Here is a 25595-nt window from a genome sequence, read left to right on the forward strand (position 1 = left end):
CGCAATCAGGCACGCGCGCCTTGCAGGCTCACTGGCCCCAGCGGATACGGGACGTTGTGCTGCTTAACCCACTCGGTGAAACTGGCGCGAGCGCCGGGGAATCCGATGGCGATCCACGCCTTCATCCCTTTGTTTCCGCCGTAGATCGGATCTGCCAGATAACCGTGTTTGGTGTCTGAAAGCAGTTCGCTGAAGAATTGCGAAGCGACGAGATTCTCTTCGCCTGCGTCCGCAAACTTAATGCCGTTTTTCTGAAGCTGCGTCAGTACGTTGTCTTTGTCCTGATCGTTAAGCTCATGGAAGGCTTTCTGATGATTTTGCTGACACCAGCTGTTCGCGATACGAATGCCGGTTTTGTAGATTTGCTGCGGACGGAACGGGATCTGATATCCCATCGTCGCCGGTGCATGTACGTTGAACGGGCCCTGCATGTAAATTTCTTCACCGAAATCACCGTGCATTTGCTGATCGATAAAAATCGGCACGTTGGTTTCGAGTGCGCCCGGCGCTTTACCTTTGCCGCCAGCAGGGATCAGACGGTCAGCGGCGGCCATAATAAATTGCCACTCATCGGCGCTGAAAAATATCGGTTTATAATCGAGCAAATCCGGGGCAGCCATTTCCGCAGCTTGTGCCGCTGACAGCCCTTTCATCATGATGGTCCCGACAGGCAAAGCCATCAGCGACCCAAGTAAAAACTTGCGACGGGTTGTTTTTTTTTGAAGGAGCATAGAATTACGACTCTCACATGCCTGATGTTAAGTTTGGGTTAATTATTATTATTTTTGGGTACAAGTCGATAATATCACCGCTACATTTAAAATAAATGAATAAATTCCACATGAACTATGAGGTGGGAAATATCTTAATGATCTCAACAGGATTAATTTGAATTAAAAGTCATACTAATCAAGAGTATATGCTGTTATCTGATTATTGCGGATGAGAAGAGGAATAGCATTGTTTATCAAAGTCTTCTTTATAATTCCATTGGCTGAATTTAGTTCAATCTAATTCCGCATTGAAAGCTTCTGTTATTTGTTGTTATGAATGTTAGCTAACATTTTTAACAAATAGGAATGGGTTTCACTTAGGGTGATATCTATTTGTGGGACAAAAGCGAAGTTGAAATAAGCTACAAGTTAACCCTTCCCCGGCAAAGAGAGGGTGAAGATGATTAACGACAACCTCCAATGAGGCTACCCGTTCACTTTAATCCAAAAAGGGATCCGGGAATGTGCTATCTCCGACTTTGTGCAAGGGGATAGCCGCTAACCCCGTGTTTAACTCCCGTAGAGACTCAGGGGGGCAAAATGATATCTTAGATCGCTGCGTTTTAATGTTATGGAAAACCCGCACAATGTTAATGAAACTCCCTTCACGTCGCGTCGCCATTTTTGCTGCAGTGATGCTGACTGTTCTTATCACCGTCTCCTTGTTCTTCCTGCGCAGCGCGCCGGTCCCGGAGTATGTCACGGCTCCGGTGCGTAAAGGGGATATTGAAAATACCGTACTGGCTACCGGCCGAATCGATGCGATTGAGCGCGTTAACGTCGGTGCTCAGGTCTCAGGCCAGGTAAAATCGCTGAAAGTTAAGCCTGGCGATCAAGTCATTAAAGGGCAACCGATAGCTGACATTGACGATGTGCCGCAGCGTAATGATTTGCGCACCGCAGAAGCCGCACTCAACGTGGTCAAAGCCGATCTGCAAGCCAAGCAGGCGCTCTTAAAACAGGCTGAACTCCGTTACAAACGGCAGCGGCAGATGCTTAACCAAGAAGCCAGCTCACGTGAAGATTTTGAGTCCGCAGAAGCCACGCTGGCGACCACGCGTGCGGAGCTACTGTCGCTTAACGCGCGTCTGGTGCAGGCGCAGATCGAGGTGGATAAGAAAAAGGTCGACCTGAGCTATACACGTGTCGTCGCGCCGATGGACGGCATCGTTATCGCAGTAGTGACCCAGCAAGGGCAGACGGTTAACTCCAGCCAAAGTGCACCGACAATTATCAAACTTGCACGACTGGATGTGATGACCATTAAGGCGCAGATCTCTGAGGCCGATATCACCCGTATTTTCATCGGCCAAAAAGCGCGCTTCACCATTTTCTCGGAACCTGACAAAGAGTATGACGCGATACTGCGCACCGTTGAACTGGCGCCGGAATCGGTAATGAAAGACGACACGCTTGCCAGCAGCAGTTCGGCATCAGGCTCAGGTACCTCGAATGCGTCCGTCTACTACAACGCGCTGCTGGACGTGCCCAATCCGGAAAACCGGCTGCGAATTGCCATGACTGCTCAGGTCACGCTGCTTGCCGGTGAAGGTAAAAATACGCTTCTGGTGCCCATTCAGGCGGTGCATAAAGCAGATGGCAATAAGCAGCAGGTGCAGGTTTTGACAAGTAACGGCAAGCTTGAAACCCGACAGGTAAAAACCGGAATAACCAACAGCGTGGATATTGAGATCCTTGATGGCGTGAAAGTCGGGGAAAAGGTGGTGCTGTCGCAGCCGGGTGAAAAAGCACCTGGGGATGGGTTCGTGCTGTGAGCAATATTATTGAGCTTAACGGTATTAGCCGTACCTACCGTAATGGTGGCCAGACGCTTACCGTCCTCAAAGAGGTGAGTCTGACGATCGCGGCAGGTGAACTGGTGGCGATTATCGGCGCATCAGGGTCGGGTAAATCGACCCTGATGAACATCATGGGTTGCCTTGATGTCCCCGACAGCGGGAATTATTACATCGGCGGGCAAAATGCTGCCCAGCTTTCACCGGATGAGCTTGCAAGAATACGCCGGGAACATATCGGCTTTATCTTCCAGCGCTATCATTTGATGCCAGACCTCAGCGCACTGGGCAATGTTGAGATCCCTGCCATTTACGCCAACAGCGGGCGTGACCAGCGTCGGCTGCGAGCCGCAGCACTGCTGGGCAGGCTCGGGCTGGAAGGGCGGGAGCATCATAAACCCGGTGAACTTTCCGGCGGTCAGCAACAGCGTGTCAGTATTGCCCGCTCGCTGATTAATGGCGGAGAGATAATTCTGGCGGACGAACCGACCGGTGCGCTGGATTCACAGTCAGGGCAGGAAGTGCTGGCCATCCTCAGCGAACTTCACCAGCGGGGTCATACCGTGGTGATAGTGACCCACGACATGAAGGTGGCGCAACATGCTCAGCGGATTATCGAACTGCGCGACGGCGAAATTATCTCAGACAGCGGCAGCCGCCTGACCGCGACAGAAAAACTGCCGCCTGCCAACAGGACCCGGCAAAGTCGTTGGCAAAGTTTTCTCGATCGTACACGTGAATCGCTGGGAATGGCGCTGAAAGCGATGAACGCACACCGTTTACGCACAACCTTAACCATGACCGGAATTATTTTCGGCATCGCTGCCGTGGTCACGGTGGTGGCGCTCGGTGAAGGGGCGAAGCAGCGGACGCTGGAGAATATTAAAGATCTGGGCACCAACGTAGTGAGCATTTATCCCGGGAGCGATTTCTTCGACGACAGCGCCGAAAGCATTCGTACGCTGGTGCCAGCAGATGCTGCAGCACTGGCGAAGCAGGGGTTTATTGACAGCGTAAGCCCGGAAGTCAGTGCCTCAGACACCATTCGTTTTCGCGGAAAATCCGCAACCGCCTCAATCAATGGCGTTGGGCGAGATCACTTCCGCGTTAATGGCATCGAGATTTTGCAGGGGGCAACGTTCAGGGACGATCGTAACGCCCTGCAGGAAGTGATCATCGATGAAAATGCCCGCATAGCGTTATTTGATGAGGCGGGGTTAAAGGCGCTGGGACAAATTGTATTCCTCGGTTCCGTACCAGCACGCGTTGTGGGCATCGCTAAGAGTAATAACCGTAGTTATGCACCCAACCGTATTACCGTGTGGATGCCCTACAGTACGGTAATGTACCGAATGGCAGGTAAACCGGTACTGACCAGCATCAGCGTCCGGCTGAAGGACAATGTGGCTAACGAGGCCGCTGTCAGTGCTATATCTCAGCTGTTGACCCAGCGTCACCGCGTAAAAGACTTCCAGCTTTATAATTTTGAACAGATAAGAAAATCCATCGAAAGTACTTCGATGACTTTCAGCATTTTGATTCTTATGGTTGCCTGCATCTCACTGATGATCGGCAGTATTGGGGTGATGAACATCATGCTGGTGTCCGTTACCGAACGTACCCATGAAATTGGCGTGCGGATGGCGGTGGGAGCGCGTCGAAGCGATATCATGCAGCAATTTATGATTGAGGCCGTCCTGGTGTGCCTGATAGGGGGGGCATTAGGCATCGCGCTGTCGTATGCCGCAGGCGCTCTTTTCACCGCACTGGCAGGCGGAATGTTTACCGCCATCTATTCCTGGCAGGCTGCTGCCGCCGCATTTGTCTGTTCAACAATCATTGGCATGATCTTCGGTTATCTCCCCGCCCGCAAGGCGGCAAGGATGGATCCGGTCGCTTCACTGGCCAGCGAGTAACCTATGAAAATATTATCACCTTTGGCTTTATGCCTCGCCGCCACGCTCAGCGCAGGCTGCGCAAACTTACTCAAAAGCGACTATCACGCGCCTGCCGTAGAGTATCCGGCCAGCTGGTATCACGACGATGCCGACGGGGAGTCCGCACCGTTTGACTGGAACGCGTTTAATGACCCCCTGCTGGATAGCTGGTTACGCCAGGTGATGGCAAGCAATAATGACGTGGCTTTAGCCGTGTTAAGGATGTACCGGGCAAGGCTTGACGCCGAGAGAGTGGGCATTGCAAGCGATCCGGGGTTAAAAGGGACGCTGGGCGTGGACAGCAGAAAACCACTTACCGGCGCATCAGGCTGGGAAAAGGGCAGTTCCGCCACCCTGAATACCAGTTATGAACTGGATCTGTGGGGCAAAATGGCCCGGCAGCGAGATGCCGCGGTTTGGGCAAGTCAGGCCACAGAAGAGGATCTGCGTGCAGCACGCCTGACCTTGCTCTCAGAGGCCAGTGACAACTACTGGCGCATTGGTTTTATTAACCAACAGATAAGCGTCCTTCAGCAGAGCATCGGTTATGCAAAAGAAACGCTACGCCTGGCGATGGCTCGCTACCACGCGGGTGGTGCTTCATCACTTGATGTGGTTGATGCCCGGCAAAGCTTGCTGACCCAGGAAAACAGACTCACCGGGCTGCAGCGTGAACGTTTGCAGGCGTTGAATCAGCAGGCGGTATTGCTGGGTACCGCGCCAGGCAGCCCCGTGGCTGAACCGATGACGTTGCCAAAAGGGAGAATGCCCGCGGTTAATGCGAACATTCCGGCCAGCGTGCTGAGACACCGACCCGATATCAGTGCTAAAGAGTGGCGGGTGCGTGAAGCTCTGGCCACCGTTGATATCAGGCGCACCGAATTCTATCCCGCTTTCAGTCTGACCGGTTCTCTGGGTACCAGCAGCAGCTCGCTGATGGCGTTCCTGCAAAATCCTGTCGGTTCCGTTGGCGCCAACCTGACACTGCCGTTTCTCGAGTGGAGGCAACAGGGCGTGGATGTAAAAATTGCCCGCAACGACTACGAACAGCGATTACTGGAGTTTAAGCAGTCGCTTTATAAAGCGATGAGCAGTATTGAAGACGAGCTGTCCCTGCGTAACCAGTTACTGGCGCAGGAAAAAAGGCTGCATGAAGGACTTGAACTGGCAAGGGAGTCTGAGCGACTGAACGAAGTACGATATCGCCAGGGCGCTGTGCCGGTCTCATTTTGGCTTGATGCTCAGGAGAAGCGCCGCCAGGCGGAGCTATCACTGGATGAAAACCGCTTTAATCAGTTCCAAAATCTGGCGAAAATCTATCTGGAATTCGGGGGTTCGGCGACGTTCCCATAAATACGGATAACTCATTTCTTAATAGGATGGAACGGTCCCCCGTGGGTATATCCATTTAAACGGCAGAGCCCGGATGGGTGATTGATGCGATTCCCCTTTGTCTCGCGGGTCGCTGACGCATAGCGCCCGGCGGATATCCATTGATGCGCTTAAAAGCTCTGCTAAACGCTGCCTGTGAGGCATAACCGAGGCGAAGAGCAACGGTGTCAATTGAGATCTTATCGTGAATAATCCAGTGACTTGCGATGCGCATTCGCACCTCCCTTGCATAGCGCTGGGGAGGTATGCCGATGATTGATTTGAAGCGTTCAGCAAAAACAGAACGTGACACATGCGACTGTGCAGCGAGCTCTGCAACAGACCACTCCCGACTCGTATCGCGATGAATGGCCAGAATAGCACGGGCGAGTCGGGGATCACGTAACGCAGCGATCAGGCCAGCGGCGTTCTCGCTGCCGTTTTCGATCCATCCACGCACAATCATGGCGGCCGCCACTTCTGCGAGGCGTGCCAGAATGCCCGCAAATCCTGCGCGTCCGGAACAGATTTCAAATTTCATCGCGCCCAATATAGGAACCAGTCCCGGATAGACCTGTTCATTTGCCTCAACCACTATGGCTTGCGGCATCAGTTTACCAAGCCCCTGCATTCCACCAAGATCGAACTCCATACAGCCATAAAACAGAACCGTGCTGGGTGTCGGATGCGAACTCGGACAAGTATTGATTCCGCTGACGGCCTCGCCCAAAGGCGCAGAGCCTAACGTGTCGATATGTTGAAATGAACAGCTGACATCCGATAAAAGCTGATGCTCCTCACCCTGCGGCATGAATACCATGCTTCCGGTTTTCAATTCGTGCAACGTACCGTCGTGTGTGCGAAGCAGAGCAGTGCCCACAGCGATGTAATGAAAATAGGCATGTCCCGGTCTGTTGCTAAAACCGACGCCAAATTCAGAGCCAGTCTGTAAACGGCGATACTGCACGCCACGCAGGCGCATTTCCAGCAGCAGTTCACTGATGAGCTCGGATGACAGGGCAAAATGTTTATTCACAGGCATAACCGGCGTTTCGGGTAAAAAATCAGGATGTGGCATCATAGATCGTCCAGCTGCTCAACTCTAGACTTGGTGTTGTGATTTTTTCCCAGGAAGAGTGTGTTATGAGAAATGAAGCTACTGTAGCTGTATCCGCGAGTTTGAATAGCTCGGAACCCAAAGAATCCGCATGGATGGCCGTTATTTCACTGACGATGGGCGTGTTTGGCTTGCTGACTGCGGAGTATCTTCCTGCCAGCCTGTTGACACCCATGGCCGCCGATCTCGGTGTGACCGAAGCTCTGGCTGGTCAGTCTGTAACGGTAACGGCGGTGGTGGCCCTGTTTGCGGGTCTGATGGTTCCCCGCCTGACGCGTAATTATGATCGCCGAAATGTTTTGCTGGGTTTTACCGTGCTGATGATTGCCTCCAACCTGCTTGTCGCACTTTCATCCAGTCTGGCTGTTCTGTTAGTCATGCGCATTTTGCTGGGCATCGCGCTGGGAGGTTTCTGGAGTATGGCTGCTGCCGTAGCGATGCGACTGGTCCCGGCTAAAAGCGTTCCGCGTGCTCTCTCCATTATTTTTAGCGGTATTGCTGTCGGTACTGTGGTTTCGATCCCGCTGGGGAGCTATTTAGGTGGGCTTTATGGCTGGCGTAGTGCTTTTATCGCTGCAACCGCACTCGGCGTGCTGACACTGATCTTTCAACTGTTTACCCTTCCTGGAATGGCGCCGCGTAGAATGACGATAACGGCATCTGTCATGGATTTACTCCGCCGCCCAGGCATTGCGATGGGAATGACGGGGTGTGTGATCGCCCATACGGGTCAGTATGCGCTGTTTACCTATATTCGCCCGGCGCTTGAAAATATTGCCCAACTCGATGTGGATCGTTTGTCATTGATACTGCTTGGATTTGGCATCGCTAATTTTATCGGTACGCTGCTGGCCGGGTGGCTGATGGAGAGAAGCCTGCGTCTTACCCTGATAATCATGCCAGCACTTGTCGGTTTCGCGGCATTAAGCATGATTTTGCTGCCACTGGAGGAAGAGGGATTGATGTTTTTCGTCGCGTTGTGGGGGATGGCATTTGGTGGCGTACCGGTTGCGTGGTCAAACTGGGTAGCGCGTTCGGTTCCCGATCAGGCTGAAACCGCTGGCGGCATGGTCGTCGCAGCCGTTCAGTCCTCAATTGCTGCGGGTGCTGCGTTGGGAGGATTACTCTTTGGTATCAGCGGTGTAACAGGTGTTTTCATCACCGCCGGTTGCATCATGTTTTTTGCCACGCTCGTTATTGGACTAAAGGTGAGGGTCGCGCTGACCTGACCACCAGACCAGGTAGCGAGTGAAGGGAAACGTATCAATTAAGCCTGGTTATTGGGTGGTGGTCCCCACCCCTAAGCTAAGAGTGGGGGACTGTTAATGTCTGCCCCCAAGATCGCGGTCACCTGATGTGCCGCGAATCATCCGGGTGAGTTCTTCGCAGCGGATGATCTTTCCAGATGACAACGTGAAGCGGGCAAAAACTTCAAATTCACAGTGTTCACCCTGAATTTTTGCTGCGTTGACATGATGGTGTGTAAACACCGTCTGATCCTCCGTGACGGCGGACAGAACAGAGACTTTTATTTGTGTGGTCTGTGATTTAAGCAGCGCCATATGCTGAATAAATTCGCGGTAATCGAGCCGGTGACCATCGACCACCTGCTGATAGCCCGGATCAAAGTAAAGGGCAATTTCATGCTCGCTGTGTTCAGGGCTGCAGACCACGTTTTGCAGTGCATCAATGACTGTCTGAGTTGTCTTTTTCATCGGTTCCTCCATTTTGAGAGCAGAAAGAGTACGGGAAGAGCGGATGAGGGTATTATCCGTATCTGGACAAGATATACGGTTAACCGGCCAGAAGATGAAAATTGAAAGATTCGACTACGACAGTCTGCATTCGACGCCCTGGCATAAACACGCATCCGGTCAGCTGTACTGGTTGAGTCATGGCATTCTTGTCATTGAAACGACGTCAGTACATTGGACTGTCACACCGGGATCACTGGGATGGTTTCCCGCTGATGTCAGCCACAGGGCCTGGGTTCCGGCAGGCGTGAAAGGTCAAAGCCTTTACCTTGAACCTGCTTCCTGCTCACCGTTTCCCGCTCATCCGGGTGTCTATGGGGCAGATGCCTTCGTGATGGCGATTTTGGAACGCCTGTGCCGGGAAGGTGATCTTTCATCCTCTGCGGAATATCAAAGCCATCTTCTCAAATTATTAGGCTTTGAAATTGCCGGAGCTCCTGACTTGCCGCTTCAGTTGACGTTGCCCGTCGATCGCCGGGCGCGTAATGTCGCGAATCAATTACTGAAAAACCCGGCATGCGAGCTGGACCAGACTCAGCTTGCCCAACAATGGGGGCTCAGCGTTCGCAGCCTGAGTCGTTTGTTTACTCAACAAACCGGCCTCAGTTTTAGCCAGTGGAGACAGCAGGCAAAAGTGGTCACTTCATTGCAATGGGTGCTTGCCGGCTTGCCGGTCAGCGAGGTGGCGTTAAGAAGTGGTTACAGCAACGTCAGTGCTTATATCGACGTCTTCCGGCAACGTTTTGGAAAGACGCCGGGGCAGTTGCAAAATGCCCTCATTCGCACGGAGACTCGACAAAAGCCATCAGGCTGATTCCCGAATAACAAGCCGGTAACCCATATCCACAATAGGTTCTTCAACCGTGATGCCTTCGATTTTATCCGCCAGCATGTCCGCCGCGCGGATGCCCAGATCCCATTTTTCGACGCTGACGGTCGTGATGGCAGGGCGGTTGTGTGCGGCAAAATTCAGGTCTGCGAATCCGATCACCGAGAAATCATCGGGTACGCGTAAACCCTGCGCTTCGGCTTCCATAATGGCGCCCTGGGCAAGGGTGTCGGAGCTGCAAATGATGGCGTCGAACCGGTGACCACTGTCGAGCAACTGGCGCAGAGCATGGCGTCCGACTTCCATATTCGCCGGCCGTGACACAATCACTTCTTTAATGTCGTGCTCAGGGATCGCCCGCAATACGCTGATCGCCCCGTTTTTACGTACCATTGCGCGGCGATCCGAGGCGCAGATAAAGCCAAAACGCGTAAATCCTTTGGTGGCGAAGTATTCACCGATGGCATTGCCGACTTTTTCGTGCGAGAAGCCAATCAGCATATCAATCGGCGTCGGCGTCAGATCCCAAATCTCTACTACCGGGATATTGGCGTTCAGAATGATTCTTTTAAGCTCTGATGTGTGATGAATACCGGTCAGTACGATGCCATCCGGGCGGCGGGAAAGCAGCGTGGAAACAATATCGGTTTCGTCTTCCGGCTCGTAGCCGACAATACACAACAACATGTGGTAACCGCGTGCCGCCAGCTGATCGCTGATCGCCTGAACGGTATCGACAAACATATTGTTGTTAATTTGCGGCACGACGACGGCAATGAGTTTGGTGCGGCTGGTCGCCAGTCCACCGGCCAGCATATTTGGAATGTATCCGGTGCTGTTGACGGCCTCCATCACGCGCGCGATGGTTGCAGGGCGAACGACTTTGGGATTGTTTAAGGCGCGGCTGACTGTCATCGGAGAAAGTCCGGCAGCCTGGGCGACATCTTCGAGCGTAGCCGTACGGGAGCGGCCTTTTTGCGATTTTATTTTATTATTCAAAACGTTGGTCACTGATGTCCGGAGATCGATACAAGAATGTTTGCGCAAACATTCTTAGTTTCTCATAACAGAACCGGCTTAGGTAGGCTTAAATGTTAATTTGTTGTTGCTTCATGGGCGCCGCAATCTTATTTATCCCCGCGAATTATTTGCCCAAAACGTGAAGGGAGTCATAGGCGTTGGTCAAGGAGAGACAATTTTGGTTAGTTGAGAATTATCCCCTGCCTAAGCGATGCCGTATACTCCATTCAGGCAGAGACAATAGGTCATTTTCATCGATTGGCTTTGAAAGCATTCTTACTGGTTTACCAGGAACCGTTGTCGGAGCTGTAATTTATTCGGGATATGAGGGTTTCATCATGGAAAAGAAAGTCATTTATTTGTTTTGTTCCGCAGGAATGTCTACCTCGTTGCTGGTTTCTAAAATGAAAATCCAGGCCGAGAAATATGAAGTGCCGGTCATTATCGAAGCATTCCCAGAAACACTGGCTGCCGAAAAAGGTGCCGCCGCAGATGTGGTGTTACTCGGACCACAAATTGCCTACATGCTCGACGAAATCAAAAAAATTTTACCGGGCAAACCGGTTGAAGTGATCGATTCTGCTCTGTACGGCAAAATTGATGGGTTAGGTGTACTGAAAGCAGCGGTTGCTGCGATCAAAAAAGCAGCAGCGCAGTAATTTACCGTTTTTCCTTATTTTTAAATTGAACGTCTTTATATTGAAATTTTTAAGTCAAAGAGAACTCCAGTCAAAGAGCGAATTTCATACCCTGGCCGCCGGATGGCGGCATTAAAGGAAAATCCCAATGAGCAAAGCCATTGATTCACTTGAAAAGATACTTCTTCCTTTTGCCGTCAAAATAGGTAAACAGCCGCATATTAATGCCATCAAAAATGGTTTTATCAAATTAATGCCGCTGACCCTGGCTGGCGCCATGTTCGTTTTAATTAATAACGTATTTCTGAACTTCGGTGCCGGTTCCTTCTTTTATTCTCTGGGCGTACGTTTAGACCCATCAACCATTGAAACGCTGGCCGGTTTAAAAACGATTGGTATTAATGTCTATAACGGCACGTTAGGTATTATGTCGTTAATGGCACCGTTCTTTATTGGGATGGCATTAGCAGAAGAACGAAAAGTCGATTCGCTTTCCGCAGGCTTATTAGCTGTCGCCGCATTTATGACGGTTACCCCTTATAGCGTGGGTGAAGCTTATGCGGTCGGGGCAAACTGGTTAGGTGGCGCGAATATTATTTCCGGTATGATAATCGGTCTGGTTGTCGCCGAAATGTTTACGTTTGTTATTCGCCGAAACTGGGTGATTACTTTACCCGCGAGCGTTCCGACGTCGGTTTCCCGTTCATTCTCCGCGTTAATTCCGGGCTTTATTATTCTGTTCTTCTTCGGAGTAATTTCCTGGTTGCTGGGATTATACGGTCATAATTTCCACCAGATTATTATGGATTCTATTTCCAAACCTCTGGCGGCAATGGGCAGCGTAGTCGGCTGGGCGTATGTGATTTTCAACTCCCTGCTGTGGTTCTTCGGTGTGCATGGTTCACTGGCGCTGACCGCACTGGACAACGGCATCATGACGCCTTGGGCACTGGAAAACATTGCGTTGTATACCGAGTACGGTTCTGTCAGCGCAGCGATTGACGCGGGTAAAACCTTCCACTTCTGGGCCAAACCGATGCTGGATTCCTACATCCTGCTGGGCGGTTCCGGAGCGACGCTGGGTCTGATTATCGCCATCTTTATCGCATCACGTCGTGCAGATCATCGTCAGGTCGCCAAGCTTGCGCTGCCGTCAGGCATCTTCCAGATTAACGAACCTATCCTGTTCGGCCTGCCGATTATCATGAACCCGGTGATGTTTATTCCGTTCGTGCTGGTCCAGCCGATTCTGGCGGCGATTACGCTGGCGGCTTACAGCATGGGGATTATTCCACCGGTGACGAACCTCGCGCCGTGGACCATGCCTACCGGTCTGGGCGCCTTCTTTAACAGTAACGGCAGCATCGCCGCCCTGTTAGTGGCTCTGTTCAACCTCGGTATCGCCACGCTGGTTTATATGCCTTTCGTTATCCTGTCGAACAAAGCGCAGGCGATAATCGAGGAAGAAGAAAGCGAAGAAGACATTGCCGCAGCACTGAAATTTTAATCTGAACGGACAGCGGCGGGGCAAGCTTCCTGCCGCTGTCCGGCAAATCACGGAGAGATAAAAATGATGGATTTAGACAGCATTGTTGATACCGAAAGCGAACTGCAGGATTTAGAAGAAGTGGTGATGGGGCTGATTATTAACTCCGGACAGGCTCGCAGCCTGGCGTATTCAGCACTGAAAAAAGCCAAAGAAGGCGATTTTGAGCAGGCGCGTGAAGTGATGGCGCAATCGAGAATGGCGCTCAATGAAGCCCATCTGATACAGACCAAACTGATTGAAGAAGATCAGGGCGAAGGTAAAACCAAAGTCAGCCTGGTGCTGGTTCACGCGCAGGATCACCTGATGACATCCATGCTCGCCCGCGAACTGATTGCAGAACTCATTGAGCTTCATGAGAAAATAAAATAACGTAGGGAACCATAATGCAGCCACCGGTACTCAGTATGGAAATTAAGACAGCGCGCGAAAATCAACTCTTCGACGGTCAGAATTTCCACATGTTTATCTACAACAAGGTAGAAAGCATCTCCGGGCTGCACGAGCATGACTACTATGAGTTCACCATCGTCCTGACTGGCCGGTATTTTCAGCACGTTAACGGCAAACGGGTACTTTTAGAACGTGGCGATTTCGTTTTCATCCCGTTAGGTTCTAACCATCAAAGTTTTTATGAATTTGGTGCTACCCGGATTTTAAATGTTGGGATCAGTAAAGCCTTTTTCGAGCAACATTATTTATCGTTATTACCTGCCCGATTTGTTGCATCGCAGGTCTATCAGATAAAAACGGAATTTCTGGCTTATATTGAGTCGGTCATTGCTTCACTGAATTTCCGCAACGGTGAATTCAATGAATTTCTGGAGATGGTGACGTTTTATATTGTTAACCGCTTACGTCATCACCGTGAATCAGAAGTGATGCCTGATATTCCAGTCTGGCTGAAAACGGCGATTGAGAAAATGCATGATAAAGCGCGCTTCGGTGATAAAGCATTATCCAATATGGTGGAGCTTTCCGGGAAGTCTCAGGAATACCTGACGCGCGCGACGCAGCGACATTATGGCAAAACGCCGATGCAGATTATAAATGAAATCCGTATTGATTTTGCCAAAAAACAGCTGGAGATCACCAACTACTCGGTCACGGATATTGCTTTTGATTCCGGTTACAGTAGCCCGAGTATGTTTATTAAAAACTTTAAGAAGCTGACTTCTTTTACACCGAACCATTACCGGAAGAAGTTGTGCAGCATTAATTAATGTCGGTTCATTCAACAATATTTCTGTATTAATTTGCAGTGCATGATTATTGCACGGGAGTTCCTATGAGTAAAAAACTTAAAGTCGTCACTATTGGTGGCGGGAGCAGCTATACCCCGGAATTACTTGAAGGATTTATTAAACGCTACGCCGAATTACCGATCACTGAATTATGGCTGGTGGATGTCGAAGGCGGAAAAGAGAAGCAGGATATTATCTTCAATCTCTGCCAGCGTATGGTCGAGCGTGCCGGTGTGCCTATTGTCATGCATAAAACGCTGAACCGCCGCGAAGCACTGGTAGACGCCGATTTCGTCACCACGCAACTGCGCGTCGGCCAGTTAAAAGCGCGTGAACTTGATGAACGTATTCCGCTGAGTCACGGCTATCTGGGGCAGGAAACCAACGGCGCAGGTGGCTTGTTTAAAGGGCTGCGCACCATTCCGGTGATTTTTGACATCATTAAAGATGTCGAAGAAATCTGCCCGGACGCCTGGGTGATCAACTTCACCAACCCGGCCGGTATGGTCACTGAGGCGGTATTCCGTCACACCAAATTCAAAAAATTCATCGGCGTGTGCAACATCCCTGTCGGTATGAAAATGTTCATTCAGGATGTACTGAAACTGACGCCGCAGGATGACTTGTCCATTGACCTCTTTGGCCTGAACCACATGGTATTCATCAAAGATGTCATTGTGAACGGCGAATCACGCTTTGCCGAACTGCTCGACGGTGTGGCTTCCGGCACACTGACCGCCGGTTCGGTGAAAAACATTTTCGACCTGCCGTTCAGCGAAGGCCTGATCCGCTCTCTGAATCTGCTGCCGTGTTCTTACCTGTTGTACTACTTCAAGCAGAAAGAGATGCTGGCGATTGAAATGGGTGAGTTCTATAAAGGCGGCGCGCGTGCCACTGTGGTGCAAAAAGTCGAGAAGCAGCTGTTTGATTTGTACAAAAATCCTGATCTGAACGTGAAGCCAAAAGAGCTGGAACTTCGCGGCGGCGCTTATTATTCCGATGCGGCGTGTGAAGTGATCAGCGCGATTTATAACGACAAGCAAACCGAACAGTACGTCAATTTCCCGCACAACGGGCATATTGATAATATTCCGGCGGACTGGGCGGTGGAAATGACCTGCACCATCGGGCGTGACGGCGCAAAACCTCATCCGCGCATCACGCACTTCGACGAAAAAGTGCTGGGGCTTATCTACACCATCAAAGGTTTTGAGATTGCTGCAAGCAATGCCGCCATCAGCGGCGAGCTGAACGATGTGCTGCTGGCGATGAACCTCAGCCCGCTGATCCATTCCGATAAAGATGCCGAAATACTGGCACGCGAAATGTTGCTTGCACATGAAAAACTGCTGCCGAATTTTGCAAAAACCATTGCCGCGTTAAAATAACCCATCGCCTTCCCGCAAGGGAAGGCTCTCCGGAAAGGGTGTTTATGGATAAATTACTGATTGTGAACGCGGACGACTTCGGGCTTTGCAAAGCGCAAAACTACGGGATCATTGAGGCGTTTAATCACGGCGTGGTGCGGTCTACCACGGCGATGATGAATGCGCCGGGCATCGAACACGCCGCTGTTCTCAGCAAGGCCAGCCCGCAACTGAGCGTCGGGATGCATTTTGTCCTGACGTTAGGCCGTCCGCTTTCGCCCATGCCAAACCTGACCCGTGAAGGCGAACTGGGAAAATGGATCTGGGATATGGCCGAGGCCGGAACCCTGCCGCTGGATGAAATCGCCCGTGAACTGGAATGTCAGTTCGGTCGTTTTATCGAGCTGTTTGGCAAAATGCCGACACATATCGACAGTCATCACCACGTACATATGTTCGCGGAAATTTTCCCGATAGTGGAAGCGTTCGCGAAAGAGAAGGGCGTTCCGGTGCGTATTGACCGCGACGAAGTCCGCAAGGAGGAAATTGCTCTGTGTGGCGCGAAAAGTACCGACGGATTCGACACAACCTTCTATGGCGATGCGATTTCAGAAGCGCTTTTTCTGCAAACGCTGGACAATGCGACACAGCGCGGCAACCGCTCTGTGGAAATCATGACGCATCCATCGTTTATTGATAACACCATTCTGGCGAGTAAATATTGCTATCCGCGTCTGGCAGAACTGGATGTGCTGACGTCAGAAACACTGAAGTCCGCCATTATAGAACGCGGATTCCGGCTGGGGTCGTTTAAAGATTTATGACCGGAATGCCCCTGCCGCTGGCATATATGTCAGAGGTCAGGGGCACGCCTGAGAGGCGGCTACGGGTACAGCGGGACAATATTTTTTGACAGATCACCCATCTCGTTGCCGATGTTCAGACTAGAAAGCAACAATTGGGCCTGCTCTCTTAATTCACTTATCGTCTGCAGATGTGGTTTTCTGGCTGCATAAATGACGACATTCCCACTCGGCACCCGGCAATAAAGTACCTCACCAAATACCTCGCGCAGTGCGCAAGATAATGCGCTTCCGGCTCGTGGCACCTCGTAATAATTCAGCACCAGCCAGCCCTGATCACTCAATTTTTCCAGGCACAATCTCAGAAAAGCTTCTGTACCCTGACGTGGCTCCATCGAAAAGGCTGAGTACAGATCTGAGAAAATCAGATCGTACTGATGCGTATGCTCTCTGCGCAAATAATGTTCTGCGTCTTCAATGTAATAAGAGATTTTGTCAGACCCGGGCAACGTAAACCATTCCTGCGCGACGGATAACACACCCGCTCTCAGCTCAACCACATCCATAACCCGCTGATCATCCTGAGTATGAAGCGCGCGCAGTAATGCGCCTCCGCCAAGTCCGAGCAGAAGCGCAGTCCGCCCGGAAGTGAACGCGGTCGCCATCAACATGGCTTTGGAATAATGATGAACAGGTAAGTTAACGTCTTTTTTGAGCATTTTGCTCTGCTCATTAATCCCTTCAAAACGCAGTATCCGGTGCTCTTCAGTGTCCGCGACGATGATGTCCCCGTACTCATCTGTAACATGGCAAACAATATCGCCCTCAGGCTGAATATTGAATTTGTTTGAAAAAACATCCTTATTTGTCATCTGCAGACTCATTTCTTATAAAAATTGGCGAGAAGGGGATTATGCCCGTTAATCCGACGGGCTGGCTTTAACAATTTCGACCTGGTTGTTTTTCAGTATCTTGTGCAGACCCGCCGCAGGCAGTTCATCCGTAAATAATGCCGTCACCTGAGAGACATTGCCGATTTCAACGGCGGCGGAAGCATGATATTTGGTATGGTCCGCAGCCAGAAGGATATGCCGCGAGTGCGCCATCATGGTTTTCGCCACGCTGGCCTCGTTGACATCAAACTCCATTAAAGCCCCATCGTTTTCAATCGCGCCGACGCTGGTGACCAGATAGTCTGCGCGGAATCCCGTCACAAAGGCCGTCGCCGAAGGCCCGATAATTCCGCCGTTGTGAGGACGCAGCGTTCCGCCCGGTACCATTACCTCAAATCGCGGATTCTTATACAGAATATGGGCGACACGCAGGCAGTTTGTGATAATGCGCAGATGGTTATGATTGAGCAGGGCATGTGCCACCTGTTCAACCGTGGTACCAATAGTAATAAACACCGTCGAACCGTCGGGAATATAATCGGCGATCGCCTGCGCAATCGCTTTTTTTTCTTCTGTCCACGACATTTCCCGCTGCTCAAAGGCGGTATTGACTACGCTGGAGGCGCGGCCCGCGCCGCCGTGATGACGCGATACCAGTCCCTGTTCACTGAGCTTGCGGATATCCCGGCGTACGGTTTGCGTCGAGACATCAAGTAAGGCCGCCAGTTCTTCAATGTTCATATACCCGTTTTCACCAATCAGCCCGAGCAGCTGATCGTGGCGCGGATTCCCTGTCAGTTCCGTAAGACTCATGGGCATACCTCTAAAAATGAGCGTCTGAGTCGTATTCTATACAGAAAGTGACAAAAAAGACCGTGTCTGATCACAGTCGGGAATTCCGGCACGGCCACCTGGCTTTGTGCATTTCAGGGCGGCCACACCACTGGCAAAACGCACGGCTTCCGCACAATCCGCACCCTGAGCCAGACTGACGGCCAGCGCGCCGTGAAAAACATCCCCCGCGCCGGTCGTGTCCACCACGCTGACGGCAAAACCGGGCTGATGATGCAGACTGCCATTTTCCAGCCACAGACAACCTTGCCCGCCTTGCGTGACATACACATGACCCTTTGTGAGCGTTTGTGCGTTAACTAACGCAGCATCGGCGTCGGCGTTTCCGGTCAGCCGCTGCAAACCGGGGGCAGAGAATGCGCTGTGATCGCTTAACGCCACCAGGTCGGCGATATCCTGCGGCGTTACATCGGCATCCAGCACGGTGATCACACCCGCCTGGCGCGCCAGTGTGAACGCCTGTTTCGCACCGTCGTGCCAGCGAACGTCCGCCAGCACCACATCCCACTGCGAAAAGTCGATGGCCTGTAACCACGTGGCGGAAACGGGTAAATCCGGGCTGGGATAATTGATAATGATCCGCTCACCGTGTTGATCCACCAGAATGGCAGATTGCGACGAACGCGCCTGCTCAATGCGACGGACGTAGCGGGTATTTACCCCCAGGCATTCCAGCTCCGCGAGCAGCCGGTTGCCGGTATCGTCATCGCCCACGCGGCCAATAAAGTCCACCTCTGCGCCCAGTTTTGCGGCAGCCACTGCGGCAGTGGCTGCCGGGCCGCCACCCACTTCATGATATTTTTCAGCGACATATTTCCCTCCTTCTGCAGGTAATTCATTCATGTAATAGATCCGGTCCATCACGGTGATCCCGACACAGGCAATGCGAATCATGGCTGTTCCTTAAGCGTGTTTTGATGAGGTTATTTTAATTAAGCGAATTGTTAAAAAAGTGATGGCTGTCAATTTTTTGACCTGAAATTACAAATACGATCAAAAAACGACAAACAAAGACAGCACTGATTATCAAAAAGTGACATGACTGTTCAGCACAAAGGAGAGACGCATGGCAAATGTGGCATTTATCGGTCTGGGACAAATGGGCGCTCCGATGGCGACCAACCTGATTAAACAGGGACACCGGTTAGCGGTGTTCGATCTTAATCTGCAGGCTGTGGCAGCACTGGTGCAGCAGGGAGCAACGGGCGCTAAAAGCGCGGCAGAGGCAGCGGAGGGCGCAGAATTTGTCATCACCATGCTGCCTAACGGCGATCTGGTGCGCGATGTGTTATTTGGCCGCGACGGTATCTGCGAAACCCTGAGCCCGTCGGCGCTGGTTATCGACATGTCGACCATTCACCCGTTGCAAACTGACAAGCTGATCGCGCAGATGCACGAAAAAGGTTTCAGCCTGATGGACGTGCCGGTCGGCAGAACCTCGGATCACGCCGTAGCGGGGGCTTTACTGCTGCTGGCGGGGGGTACGCAGGAACAGGTTGAGCGGGCGACGCCGGTGCTGATGGCGATGGGATCTGAACTGATTAATGCGGGCGGGCCGGGCAAAGGCATCCGCGTCAAGCTGATCAACAACTACATGAGTATCGCCCTGAATGCGCTCTCCGCCGAAGCCGCCGTGCTGTGCGAAGCACTGGATCTCTCTTTCGATGTGGCGTTGCAGGTCATGAGCGGAACGCCTGCCGGAAAAGGCCACTTCACCACCACATGGCCGAACAAAGTGCTCAAAGGCGATCTGTCACCGGCTTTCATGATTGATCTGGCCCATAAAGATCTCGGTATCGCGCTGGATGTCGCCAATCAGCTACATGTGCCGATGCCGCTCGGTGCGGCTTCCCGCGAAGTCTACAACCAGGCGCGTGCCGCCGGGCGCGGACGTCAGGACTGGACCGCCATTCTTGAGCAGGTGCGCACCAGCGCCGGTCTGACTCAGAAAACACATCCGTAACGCATTAACCAAGGAAAGTTAAATGACTCACTACAGCCTTAACGATATCACCCGTCCTTCCGGCGGATTCGCCATGCTGGCGGTCGATCAGCGGGAAGCGATGCGCTTAATGTTCGTGGCCGCGGGTGCGAAAGCGCCGGTCGCCGATCAGGTTCTTACTGATTTTAAAGTCAACGCCGCACGGATTTTATCGCCGTACGCCTCAGCGATTCTGGTCGATCAGCAGTTCTGTTACCGCCAGATTGTTGAGCAGCAGGCCATTGCAAAAAACTGCGCGATGATTGTCGCGGCAGACGAATTTATTCCGGGCAATGGCATTCCGGTCGACAGCGTGGTGATCGACAAAAATGTGGATCCGCAGCAGGTCAGGGAAAACGGTGGCAAGGCGCTGAAACTGCTGGTGTTGTGGCGCAGCGATGAAGACCCGCAGGAGCGTCTTGAGAGGGTAAAAGAGTTTAATCAACGCTGCCATGCGCACGGATTGCTGAGCATTATCGAGCCGGTGGTCAGGCCGCCGCGTCGTGGCGATAAATTTGACCGGGAACAGGCGATTATCGATGCCGCGAAAGAACTCGGTGACAGCGGCGCTGACCTTTATAAAGTCGAAATGCCCCTCAGCGGGCGCGGCACGCAGGCTGAACTGCTGCGCGCCTCGCAACACCTCAATGAACATATTCATATGCCGTGGGTGATCCTCTCCTCCGGCGTCGATGAAAAACTTTTTCCGCGTGCGGTCAGCGTCGCCATGACGGCGGGCGCATCCGGTTTTCTCGCAGGCCGTGCGGTCTGGTCATCCGTGGTCGGTTTACCTGATACCGAACTCATGCTCAGGGATATTTCCGCGCCTAAATTGCAGCGTCTGGGCGACATTGTGGACGAGATGATGGCGCGTCGCCGCTAACGAAAGGAGTTCAAAATGAAATGGTTTAACACGATAAGCCACCATCGCTGGCTTGAGCAGGAAACCGACCGGATTTTCGATTTTGGCAAACATGCCGCCGTGCCCACCGGCTTCGGCTGGCTGGGCAATAACGGGCAAGTGCGGCCGGATATGGGCACGCATTTGTGGATCACCGCCCGCATGCTGCACGTCTATTCCGTTGCCGCAGGTATGGGGCGTCCCGGCGCGTATTCGCTGGTCGATCACGGTATCCGTTCGCTTAATGGCGCGCTGGCGGATAAACAGCACGGTGGCTGGTACGCCTGCGTGAATGATGAAGGCGTAGTGGATGCTTCAAAACAGGGCTATCAGCATTTTTTTGTTCTGCTGGGCGCGGCCAGCGCCGTCACCACCGGCCATCCTGAGGCCAGAAAATTACTCGATCAGGCCATCGGCGTGATCGAAAAGTACTTCTGGAGTGAAGACGAGCAGATGTGTCTCGAGTCGTGGGATGAGGCCTTCACCGAAACCGAAGCCTATCGCGGCGGTAACGCCAATATGCACGCGGTTGAAGCTTTCCTGATTGTTTACGACGTCACGCATGAGCGCAAATGGCTGGATCGCGCACTGAGAATTGCCTCGGTGATTATTCATGACGTCGCCCGTCGCGGCGAGTATCGCGTAAATGAGCATTTTGATACGCAGTGGAAGCCGATCCGCGATTACAACAAAGACAATCCTGCGCACCGTTTCCGCGCTTACGGCGGCACGCCGGGGCACTGGATCGAATGGGGACGCCTGATGCTACACCTTCACGCCGCGCTCGAGGCTCGTTTTGAAACGCCACCGGACTGGTTGCTGGAAGATGCCAAAGGGCTGTTCCACGCCACGATCCGCGATGCCTGGGCACCGGACGGCGCAGACGGTTTTGTTTATTCCGTTGACTGGGACGGGCAGCCTATCGTGCGCGAACGCGTGCGCTGGCCCATTGTGGAGGCGATGGGTACCGCGTATGCGTTGCATTGCCTGACCGGCGAAGCGCAATACGAAACCTGGTATCAGACCTGGTGGGAATACTGCGTGAAATACCTGATGGACTTCGAAAATGGCTCGTGGTGGCAGGAGCTGGATACTGACAACAAAGTGACCACCAAAGTCTGGGACGGTAAACAGGATATTTATCATCTTCTGCATTGCCTGGTGATCCCGCGTCTGCCGCTGGCGCCGGGGCTGGCACCTGCCGTTGCCGCCGGTCTGCTGGACATCAATGCAAAATAAAAATCACGGAGACCATCATGAGTACCCTACAAAATAAAAATACTCAGATTGAATTTATCGCCGGTAATAATGAATTTTCGCTGATTTATCAGCAGCGCCTGATTTTACGTCATACCGCGCAAGCGCCCTGTTTATGGATTGGCGCTGGCGAGGCGGATATCGACATGTTCCGTGGCAATTTCAGTATTAAAGATCGCCTGAACGAAAAGGTTGCCCTGACCGATGTAAAAATCACCGCACAACCTGCGGGGTGGGATCTGCATTTCAGCCGGGGCGATGCGCTCAGCGCGAGGCTTGCGATCACCACCGATGACAGCGGGCGTTTACAGCTCAACCTGCAAAACGACAACCGCGCGCATAACCGCATCTGGCTGCGGCTGGCGGCAGAACCGCAAGATCATATTTATGGCTGCGGTGAACAGTTTTCTTACTTTGATTTGCGCGGCAAACCCTTCCCGTTGTGGACCAGCGAGCAGGGCGTCGGGCGTAACAAACAAACCTATGTCACCTGGCAGGCCGACTGCAAAGAGAACGCAGGCGGCGACTATTACTGGACGTTCTTCCCGCAGCCGACGTTTGTCAGCACGCAGAAGTTTTACTGCCACGTTGAAAACAGCGGCTATATGAATTTCGATTTCAGTGCGCCGGATTATCACGAACTGGCCTTCTGGGAAGATAACGCCACGCTGCGTTTTGAATGCGCCGACAGCTATATCAGCCTGCTGGAAAAACTCACCGCCTTGTTAGGTCGCCAGCCGGAATTGCCTGAGTGGGTGTACGACGGCGTGACGCTGGGCGTTCAGGGCGGCACGGAAATCTGCCAGCAAAAACTCGACGCCATGCGCGAAGGTGGCGTGAAGGTCAATGGCATCTGGGCGCAGGACTGGTCAGGTATTCGTATGACCTCGTTCGGCAAGCGCGTGATGTGGAACTGGAAGTGGAACCGCGAGCTGTATCCGCAACTTGACGAACGTATCGCGCAGTGGAAAGAAGAGGGCGTGCAGTTTCTTTCTTACATCAATCCGTATGTCGCCAGCGATCGTGACTTATGCGCAGAGGCATCCAAACACGGCTATCTGACCAAAGACGCCAGCGGTGCGGATTACCACGTTGAGTTCGGCGAATTCTATGCAGGCGTGGTCGATCTGACCCATCCCGCGGCCTATGAGTGGTTTAAAAACGTCATCAAGAAGAACCTGATTGAACTGGGCTGCGGGGGCTGGATGGCGGATTTTGGCGAATATCTGCCAACCGATACTTTTCTGCATAGTGGCGTCAGCGCGGAAATTATGCATAACGCCTGGCCCGCGCTGTGGGCGAAGTGCAACTACGAAGCCTTGCAGGAAACCGGCAAGCTCGGCGAGGTGCTGTTCTTTATGCGTGCCGGATACACCGGCAGCCAGAAATATTCGACCATGATGTGGGCGGGCGATCAGAACGTTGACTGGAGCCTGGACGACGGGCTGGCCTCGGTGATCCCGGCGGCATTATCGCTGGCAATGAGCGGCCACGGTCTGCATCACAGCGACATCGGCGGTTACACCACGCTGTTCGACATGAAACGCAGCAAAGAACTGCTGCTGCGCTGGTGCGATTTCAGCGCCTTCACGCCGATGATGCGCACCCACGAAGGCAACCGTCCGGGCGATAACTGGCAGTTTGACGGCGATGCGGAAACCATCGCGCATTTCGCCCGTATGACCGGCGTGTTCACCCATCTCAAGCCTTACATCAGACAGGCCGTGAAGCATAACAGCCAGAGCGGTTTGCCGGTGATGCGGCCGCTGTTCCTGCATTACGAAGACGATGCCCGCACTTACACGCTGAAATACCAGTACCTGTTTGGCCGCGATCTGCTGGTGGCTCCGGTGCATGAAGAAGGGCGCAGCGAGTGGCCGCTGTATCTGCCGCAGGATACCTGGACCAACGCCTGGACCGGTGAAACCCATCAAGGCGGCGATATCACAGTGGCAGCGCCGCTGGGTAAACCGCCGGTCTTTTATCGTGCAGACAGCGAGTGGGCAGCGCTGTTCGGCGAATTACGTTACCTCTGATAAGGCTCACCCGCCGGGGTTCAGGACATCGCTCCGGCAGGTGAAGGAGAATAAAAATGAGTCAGACAACACCGGAAAACCCTGCGACCCTGCGGCTGCCTTTCAGGGAAAAATTGGCCTATGGCATGGGGGATTTAGGCTCCAATATCCTGCTCGATATCGGCACGCTGTATCTGCTGAAATTCTACACTGACGTACTCGGTCTGCCGGGAACTTACGGCGGCATTATCTTTTTGATCGCCAAATTCTTTACCGCGTTTACCGATATGGGCACCGGCATCATGCTGGATTCGCGCCGTAAAATCGGACCGAAAGGGAAGTTTCGCCCCTTCGTGTTATACGCTGCATTTCCGGTGACGTTGCTGGCTGTCGCCAATTTCGTCGGCACGCCGCTGGAGATAACCGGTAAGACCGTGGTGGCGACGCTGCTCTTCATGCTGTACGGCTTATTCTTCAGCATGATGAATTGCTCGTATGGCGCGATGGTGCCCGCCATTACTAAAAATCCCGACGAACGCGCCTCACTCGCGGCGTGGCGACAGGGCGGTGCCACGCTGGGGCTGTTGTTGTGTACCGTTGGGTTTGTGCCGGTGATGAATCTACTCGAAGGCAGTTCGCAGCGCAGTTATATTTTTGCCGCGACGCTGTTCTCACTGGTGGGCTTGTTGTTTATGTGGCTGTGTTATGCCGGTGTGAAAGAGCGTTATGTCGAAGCGCAGCCGCAGGATCCTGCGCAAAAGCCGGGGTTGTTGCAGTCGTTTCGTGCGATCGCCGGTAACCGTCCGCTGTTCATCCTGTGCATCGCGAACCTCTGCACGCTCGGCGCGTTCAACGTCAAACTGGCGATCCAGGTGTATTACACCCAGTACGTACTTAACGATCCCATTTTGCTTTCGTACATGGGCTTTTTCAGCATGGGCTGCATTTTCATCGGCGTGTTCCTGATGCCCGCCGCCGTGCGCCGCTTCGGCAAGAAAAAAGTCTATATCGGCGGTCTGGCGCTGTGGATTGTCGGCGACATTCTCAACTACTTCTACGGCAGCGGATCGGTCAGCTTTGTCGCGTACTCTTGTCTGGCGTTCTTCGGTTCGGCCTTCGTCAACAGCCTGAACTGGGCGCTGGTGTCCGATACGGTGGAATACGGTGAATGGCGCACCGGCGTGCGTTCCGAAGGTACCGTCTACACCGGTTTCACCTTCTTTCGTAAAGTCTCGCAGGCGCTGGCGGGGTTTTTCCCCGGCCTGATGCTGACGCAAATCGGCTATGTGCCTAACGTGGTGCAGTCGGCGGCTACGCAGGAAGGGTTGCGTCAGCTGATCTTCATTTATCCCTGCGCGCTGGCAGCGATCACTATCGTGGCGATGGGCTGTTTTTATAACCTCAACGAGAAAATGTACGTGCGCATCGTGGCGGAAATCGAGCAGCGCAGGCAGACGGCATAAGGCATTCACTGTGTCAGCGCCCTGCGGGGCGCTGTGAG

The 25595-nt window shown here is 52.7% G+C and carries 23 protein-coding genes; 16 read left to right on the forward strand and 7 right to left on the reverse strand.

Annotation, left to right across the window (positions count from 1 at the left end; all coding sequences use genetic code 11):
• Positions 1-5: 5 nt before the first annotated feature.
• Positions 6-731 (reverse strand): gluconate 2-dehydrogenase subunit 3 family protein, encoded by a 726-nt coding sequence (locus tag EC840_RS07135; RefSeq protein ID WP_120163306.1) that lies wholly within the window; start codon positions 729-731, stop codon positions 6-8.
• Between the two features lie 629 nt (positions 732-1360).
• Here EC840_RS07135 and EC840_RS07140 point away from each other — a divergent pair.
• The 3 genes from EC840_RS07140 to EC840_RS07150 are packed head-to-tail and all read left to right on the forward strand — an operon-like array spanning position 1361 to position 5859.
• Positions 1361-2548 carry an efflux RND transporter periplasmic adaptor subunit gene (locus EC840_RS07140; RefSeq protein ID WP_132964659.1) on the forward strand — a complete coding sequence of 396 codons (1188 nt, stop codon included), beginning with the start codon at positions 1361-1363 and terminating at the stop codon, positions 2546-2548.
• On the forward strand, positions 2545-4485 hold the full coding sequence (locus EC840_RS07145) for a MacB family efflux pump subunit (RefSeq protein ID WP_132964661.1): 1941 nt from the start codon (positions 2545-2547) through the stop codon (positions 4483-4485). Before EC840_RS07140 ends, EC840_RS07145 begins: the two co-directional genes overlap by 4 nt.
• A 3-nt stretch (positions 4486-4488) precedes the next feature.
• On the forward strand, positions 4489-5859 hold the full coding sequence (locus EC840_RS07150; RefSeq protein WP_113876523.1) for an efflux transporter outer membrane subunit: 1371 nt from the start codon (positions 4489-4491) through the stop codon (positions 5857-5859).
• 55 nt (positions 5860-5914) lie between these two features.
• Here EC840_RS07150 and EC840_RS07155 read toward each other — a convergent pair whose 3' ends face one another.
• Entirely contained in the window at positions 5915-6958 is a 1044-nt protein-coding gene (locus EC840_RS07155; RefSeq protein ID WP_113876522.1) for an AraC family transcriptional regulator, read from the reverse strand.
• Between the two features lie 62 nt (positions 6959-7020).
• On the opposite strand from EC840_RS07155, the gene EC840_RS07160 reads away from it, so the two are divergent.
• Positions 7021-8223 carry an MFS transporter gene (locus tag EC840_RS07160; protein WP_132964663.1) on the forward strand — a complete coding sequence of 401 codons (1203 nt, stop codon included), beginning with the start codon at positions 7021-7023 and terminating at the stop codon, positions 8221-8223.
• Between the two features lie 93 nt (positions 8224-8316).
• On the opposite strand, the gene EC840_RS07165 is transcribed toward EC840_RS07160, so the two are convergent.
• A complete protein-coding gene (locus tag EC840_RS07165; protein WP_113876520.1) occupies positions 8317-8709 on the reverse strand; it encodes a nuclear transport factor 2 family protein in 393 nt (130 codons plus the stop codon).
• A 94-nt stretch (positions 8710-8803) separates the two neighbouring features.
• Between EC840_RS07165 and EC840_RS07170 the strand changes: the two genes are divergently transcribed.
• A complete protein-coding gene (locus EC840_RS07170; RefSeq protein ID WP_132964665.1) occupies positions 8804-9562 on the forward strand; it encodes a helix-turn-helix transcriptional regulator in 759 nt (252 codons plus the stop codon).
• Here the strand turns inward: EC840_RS07170 and EC840_RS07175 are convergent.
• Positions 9554-10588 carry a LacI family DNA-binding transcriptional regulator gene (locus tag EC840_RS07175; RefSeq protein ID WP_112289608.1) on the reverse strand — a complete coding sequence of 345 codons (1035 nt, stop codon included), beginning with the start codon at positions 10586-10588 and terminating at the stop codon, positions 9554-9556. The two genes, EC840_RS07170 and EC840_RS07175, sit on opposite strands and share 9 nt — an antisense overlap.
• A 344-nt stretch (positions 10589-10932) precedes the next feature.
• Between EC840_RS07175 and EC840_RS07180 the strand changes: the two genes are divergently transcribed.
• The 6 genes from EC840_RS07180 to chbG all read left to right on the forward strand — a co-directional run bounded on the left by EC840_RS07180 (position 10933) and on the right by chbG (position 16216).
• The gene (locus EC840_RS07180) at positions 10933-11256 is read left to right on the forward strand and encodes a PTS sugar transporter subunit IIB (protein WP_279432769.1); all 324 of its coding nucleotides are present in this window, start codon (positions 10933-10935) and stop codon (positions 11254-11256) included.
• 127 nt (positions 11257-11383) lie between these two features.
• Complete coding sequence (gene chbC / locus EC840_RS07185) at positions 11384-12742, forward strand: PTS N,N'-diacetylchitobiose transporter subunit IIC (RefSeq protein WP_112289611.1); 1359 nt, start codon at positions 11384-11386, stop codon at positions 12740-12742.
• 63 nt (positions 12743-12805) lie between these two features.
• Complete coding sequence (gene chbA, locus EC840_RS07190) at positions 12806-13153, forward strand: PTS N,N'-diacetylchitobiose transporter subunit IIA (protein WP_132964669.1); 348 nt, start codon at positions 12806-12808, stop codon at positions 13151-13153.
• Positions 13154-13167: 14 nt separating this feature from the next.
• Entirely contained in the window at positions 13168-14004 is an 837-nt protein-coding gene (gene chbR, locus EC840_RS07195) for a transcriptional regulator ChbR (protein WP_129639546.1), read from the forward strand.
• A 65-nt stretch (positions 14005-14069) separates the two neighbouring features.
• Entirely contained in the window at positions 14070-15413 is a 1344-nt protein-coding gene (locus EC840_RS07200; protein WP_113876515.1) for a 6-phospho-beta-glucosidase, read from the forward strand.
• A 44-nt stretch (positions 15414-15457) separates the two neighbouring features.
• Positions 15458-16216, forward strand: a complete 759-nt coding sequence (chbG, locus tag EC840_RS07205) for a chitin disaccharide deacetylase (protein ID WP_113876514.1) — start codon at positions 15458-15460, stop codon at positions 16214-16216.
• Between the two features lie 59 nt (positions 16217-16275).
• Here chbG and EC840_RS07210 read toward each other — a convergent pair whose 3' ends face one another.
• The 3 genes from EC840_RS07210 to EC840_RS07220 are packed head-to-tail and all read right to left on the reverse strand — an operon-like array spanning position 16276 to position 18834.
• The gene (locus EC840_RS07210; RefSeq protein WP_132964671.1) at positions 16276-17067 is read right to left on the reverse strand and encodes a fused MFS/spermidine synthase; all 792 of its coding nucleotides are present in this window, start codon (positions 17065-17067) and stop codon (positions 16276-16278) included.
• 48 nt (positions 17068-17115) lie between these two features.
• Positions 17116-17901 (reverse strand): DeoR/GlpR family DNA-binding transcription regulator, encoded by a 786-nt coding sequence (locus EC840_RS07215; protein ID WP_132964673.1) that lies wholly within the window; start codon positions 17899-17901, stop codon positions 17116-17118.
• Between the two features lie 36 nt (positions 17902-17937).
• Positions 17938-18834 carry a sugar kinase gene (locus tag EC840_RS07220; protein ID WP_132964675.1) on the reverse strand — a complete coding sequence of 299 codons (897 nt, stop codon included), beginning with the start codon at positions 18832-18834 and terminating at the stop codon, positions 17938-17940.
• Positions 18835-19006: 172 nt separating this feature from the next.
• Here EC840_RS07220 and yihU point away from each other — a divergent pair, with 172 nt between their 5' ends.
• Genes yihU through EC840_RS07245 form a run of 5 tightly spaced genes read left to right on the forward strand, consistent with a single transcriptional unit; the run spans position 19007 to position 25557 of the window.
• Positions 19007-19903: a sulfolactaldehyde 3-reductase gene (yihU, locus tag EC840_RS07225; RefSeq protein ID WP_132964677.1), complete on the forward strand. Its 897-nt coding sequence runs from the start codon at positions 19007-19009 to the stop codon at positions 19901-19903.
• 22 nt (positions 19904-19925) lie between these two features.
• A complete protein-coding gene (gene yihT / locus EC840_RS07230; RefSeq protein WP_132964679.1) occupies positions 19926-20804 on the forward strand; it encodes a sulfofructosephosphate aldolase in 879 nt (292 codons plus the stop codon).
• 15 nt (positions 20805-20819) lie between these two features.
• A complete protein-coding gene (yihS, locus tag EC840_RS07235) occupies positions 20820-22061 on the forward strand; it encodes a sulfoquinovose isomerase (protein ID WP_132964681.1) in 1242 nt (413 codons plus the stop codon).
• A gap of 17 nt (positions 22062-22078) precedes the next feature.
• Positions 22079-24115 (forward strand): alpha-glucosidase, encoded by a 2037-nt coding sequence (locus EC840_RS07240; RefSeq protein WP_132964683.1) that lies wholly within the window; start codon positions 22079-22081, stop codon positions 24113-24115.
• Positions 24116-24171: 56 nt separating this feature from the next.
• On the forward strand, positions 24172-25557 hold the full coding sequence (locus EC840_RS07245) for an MFS transporter (protein ID WP_132964685.1): 1386 nt from the start codon (positions 24172-24174) through the stop codon (positions 25555-25557).
• Positions 25558-25595: the final 38 nt, after the last annotated feature.

The organism is Rahnella sp. JUb53, assembly GCF_004346065.1.
GTDB lineage: Bacteria > Pseudomonadota > Gammaproteobacteria > Enterobacterales > Enterobacteriaceae > Rahnella > Rahnella variigena.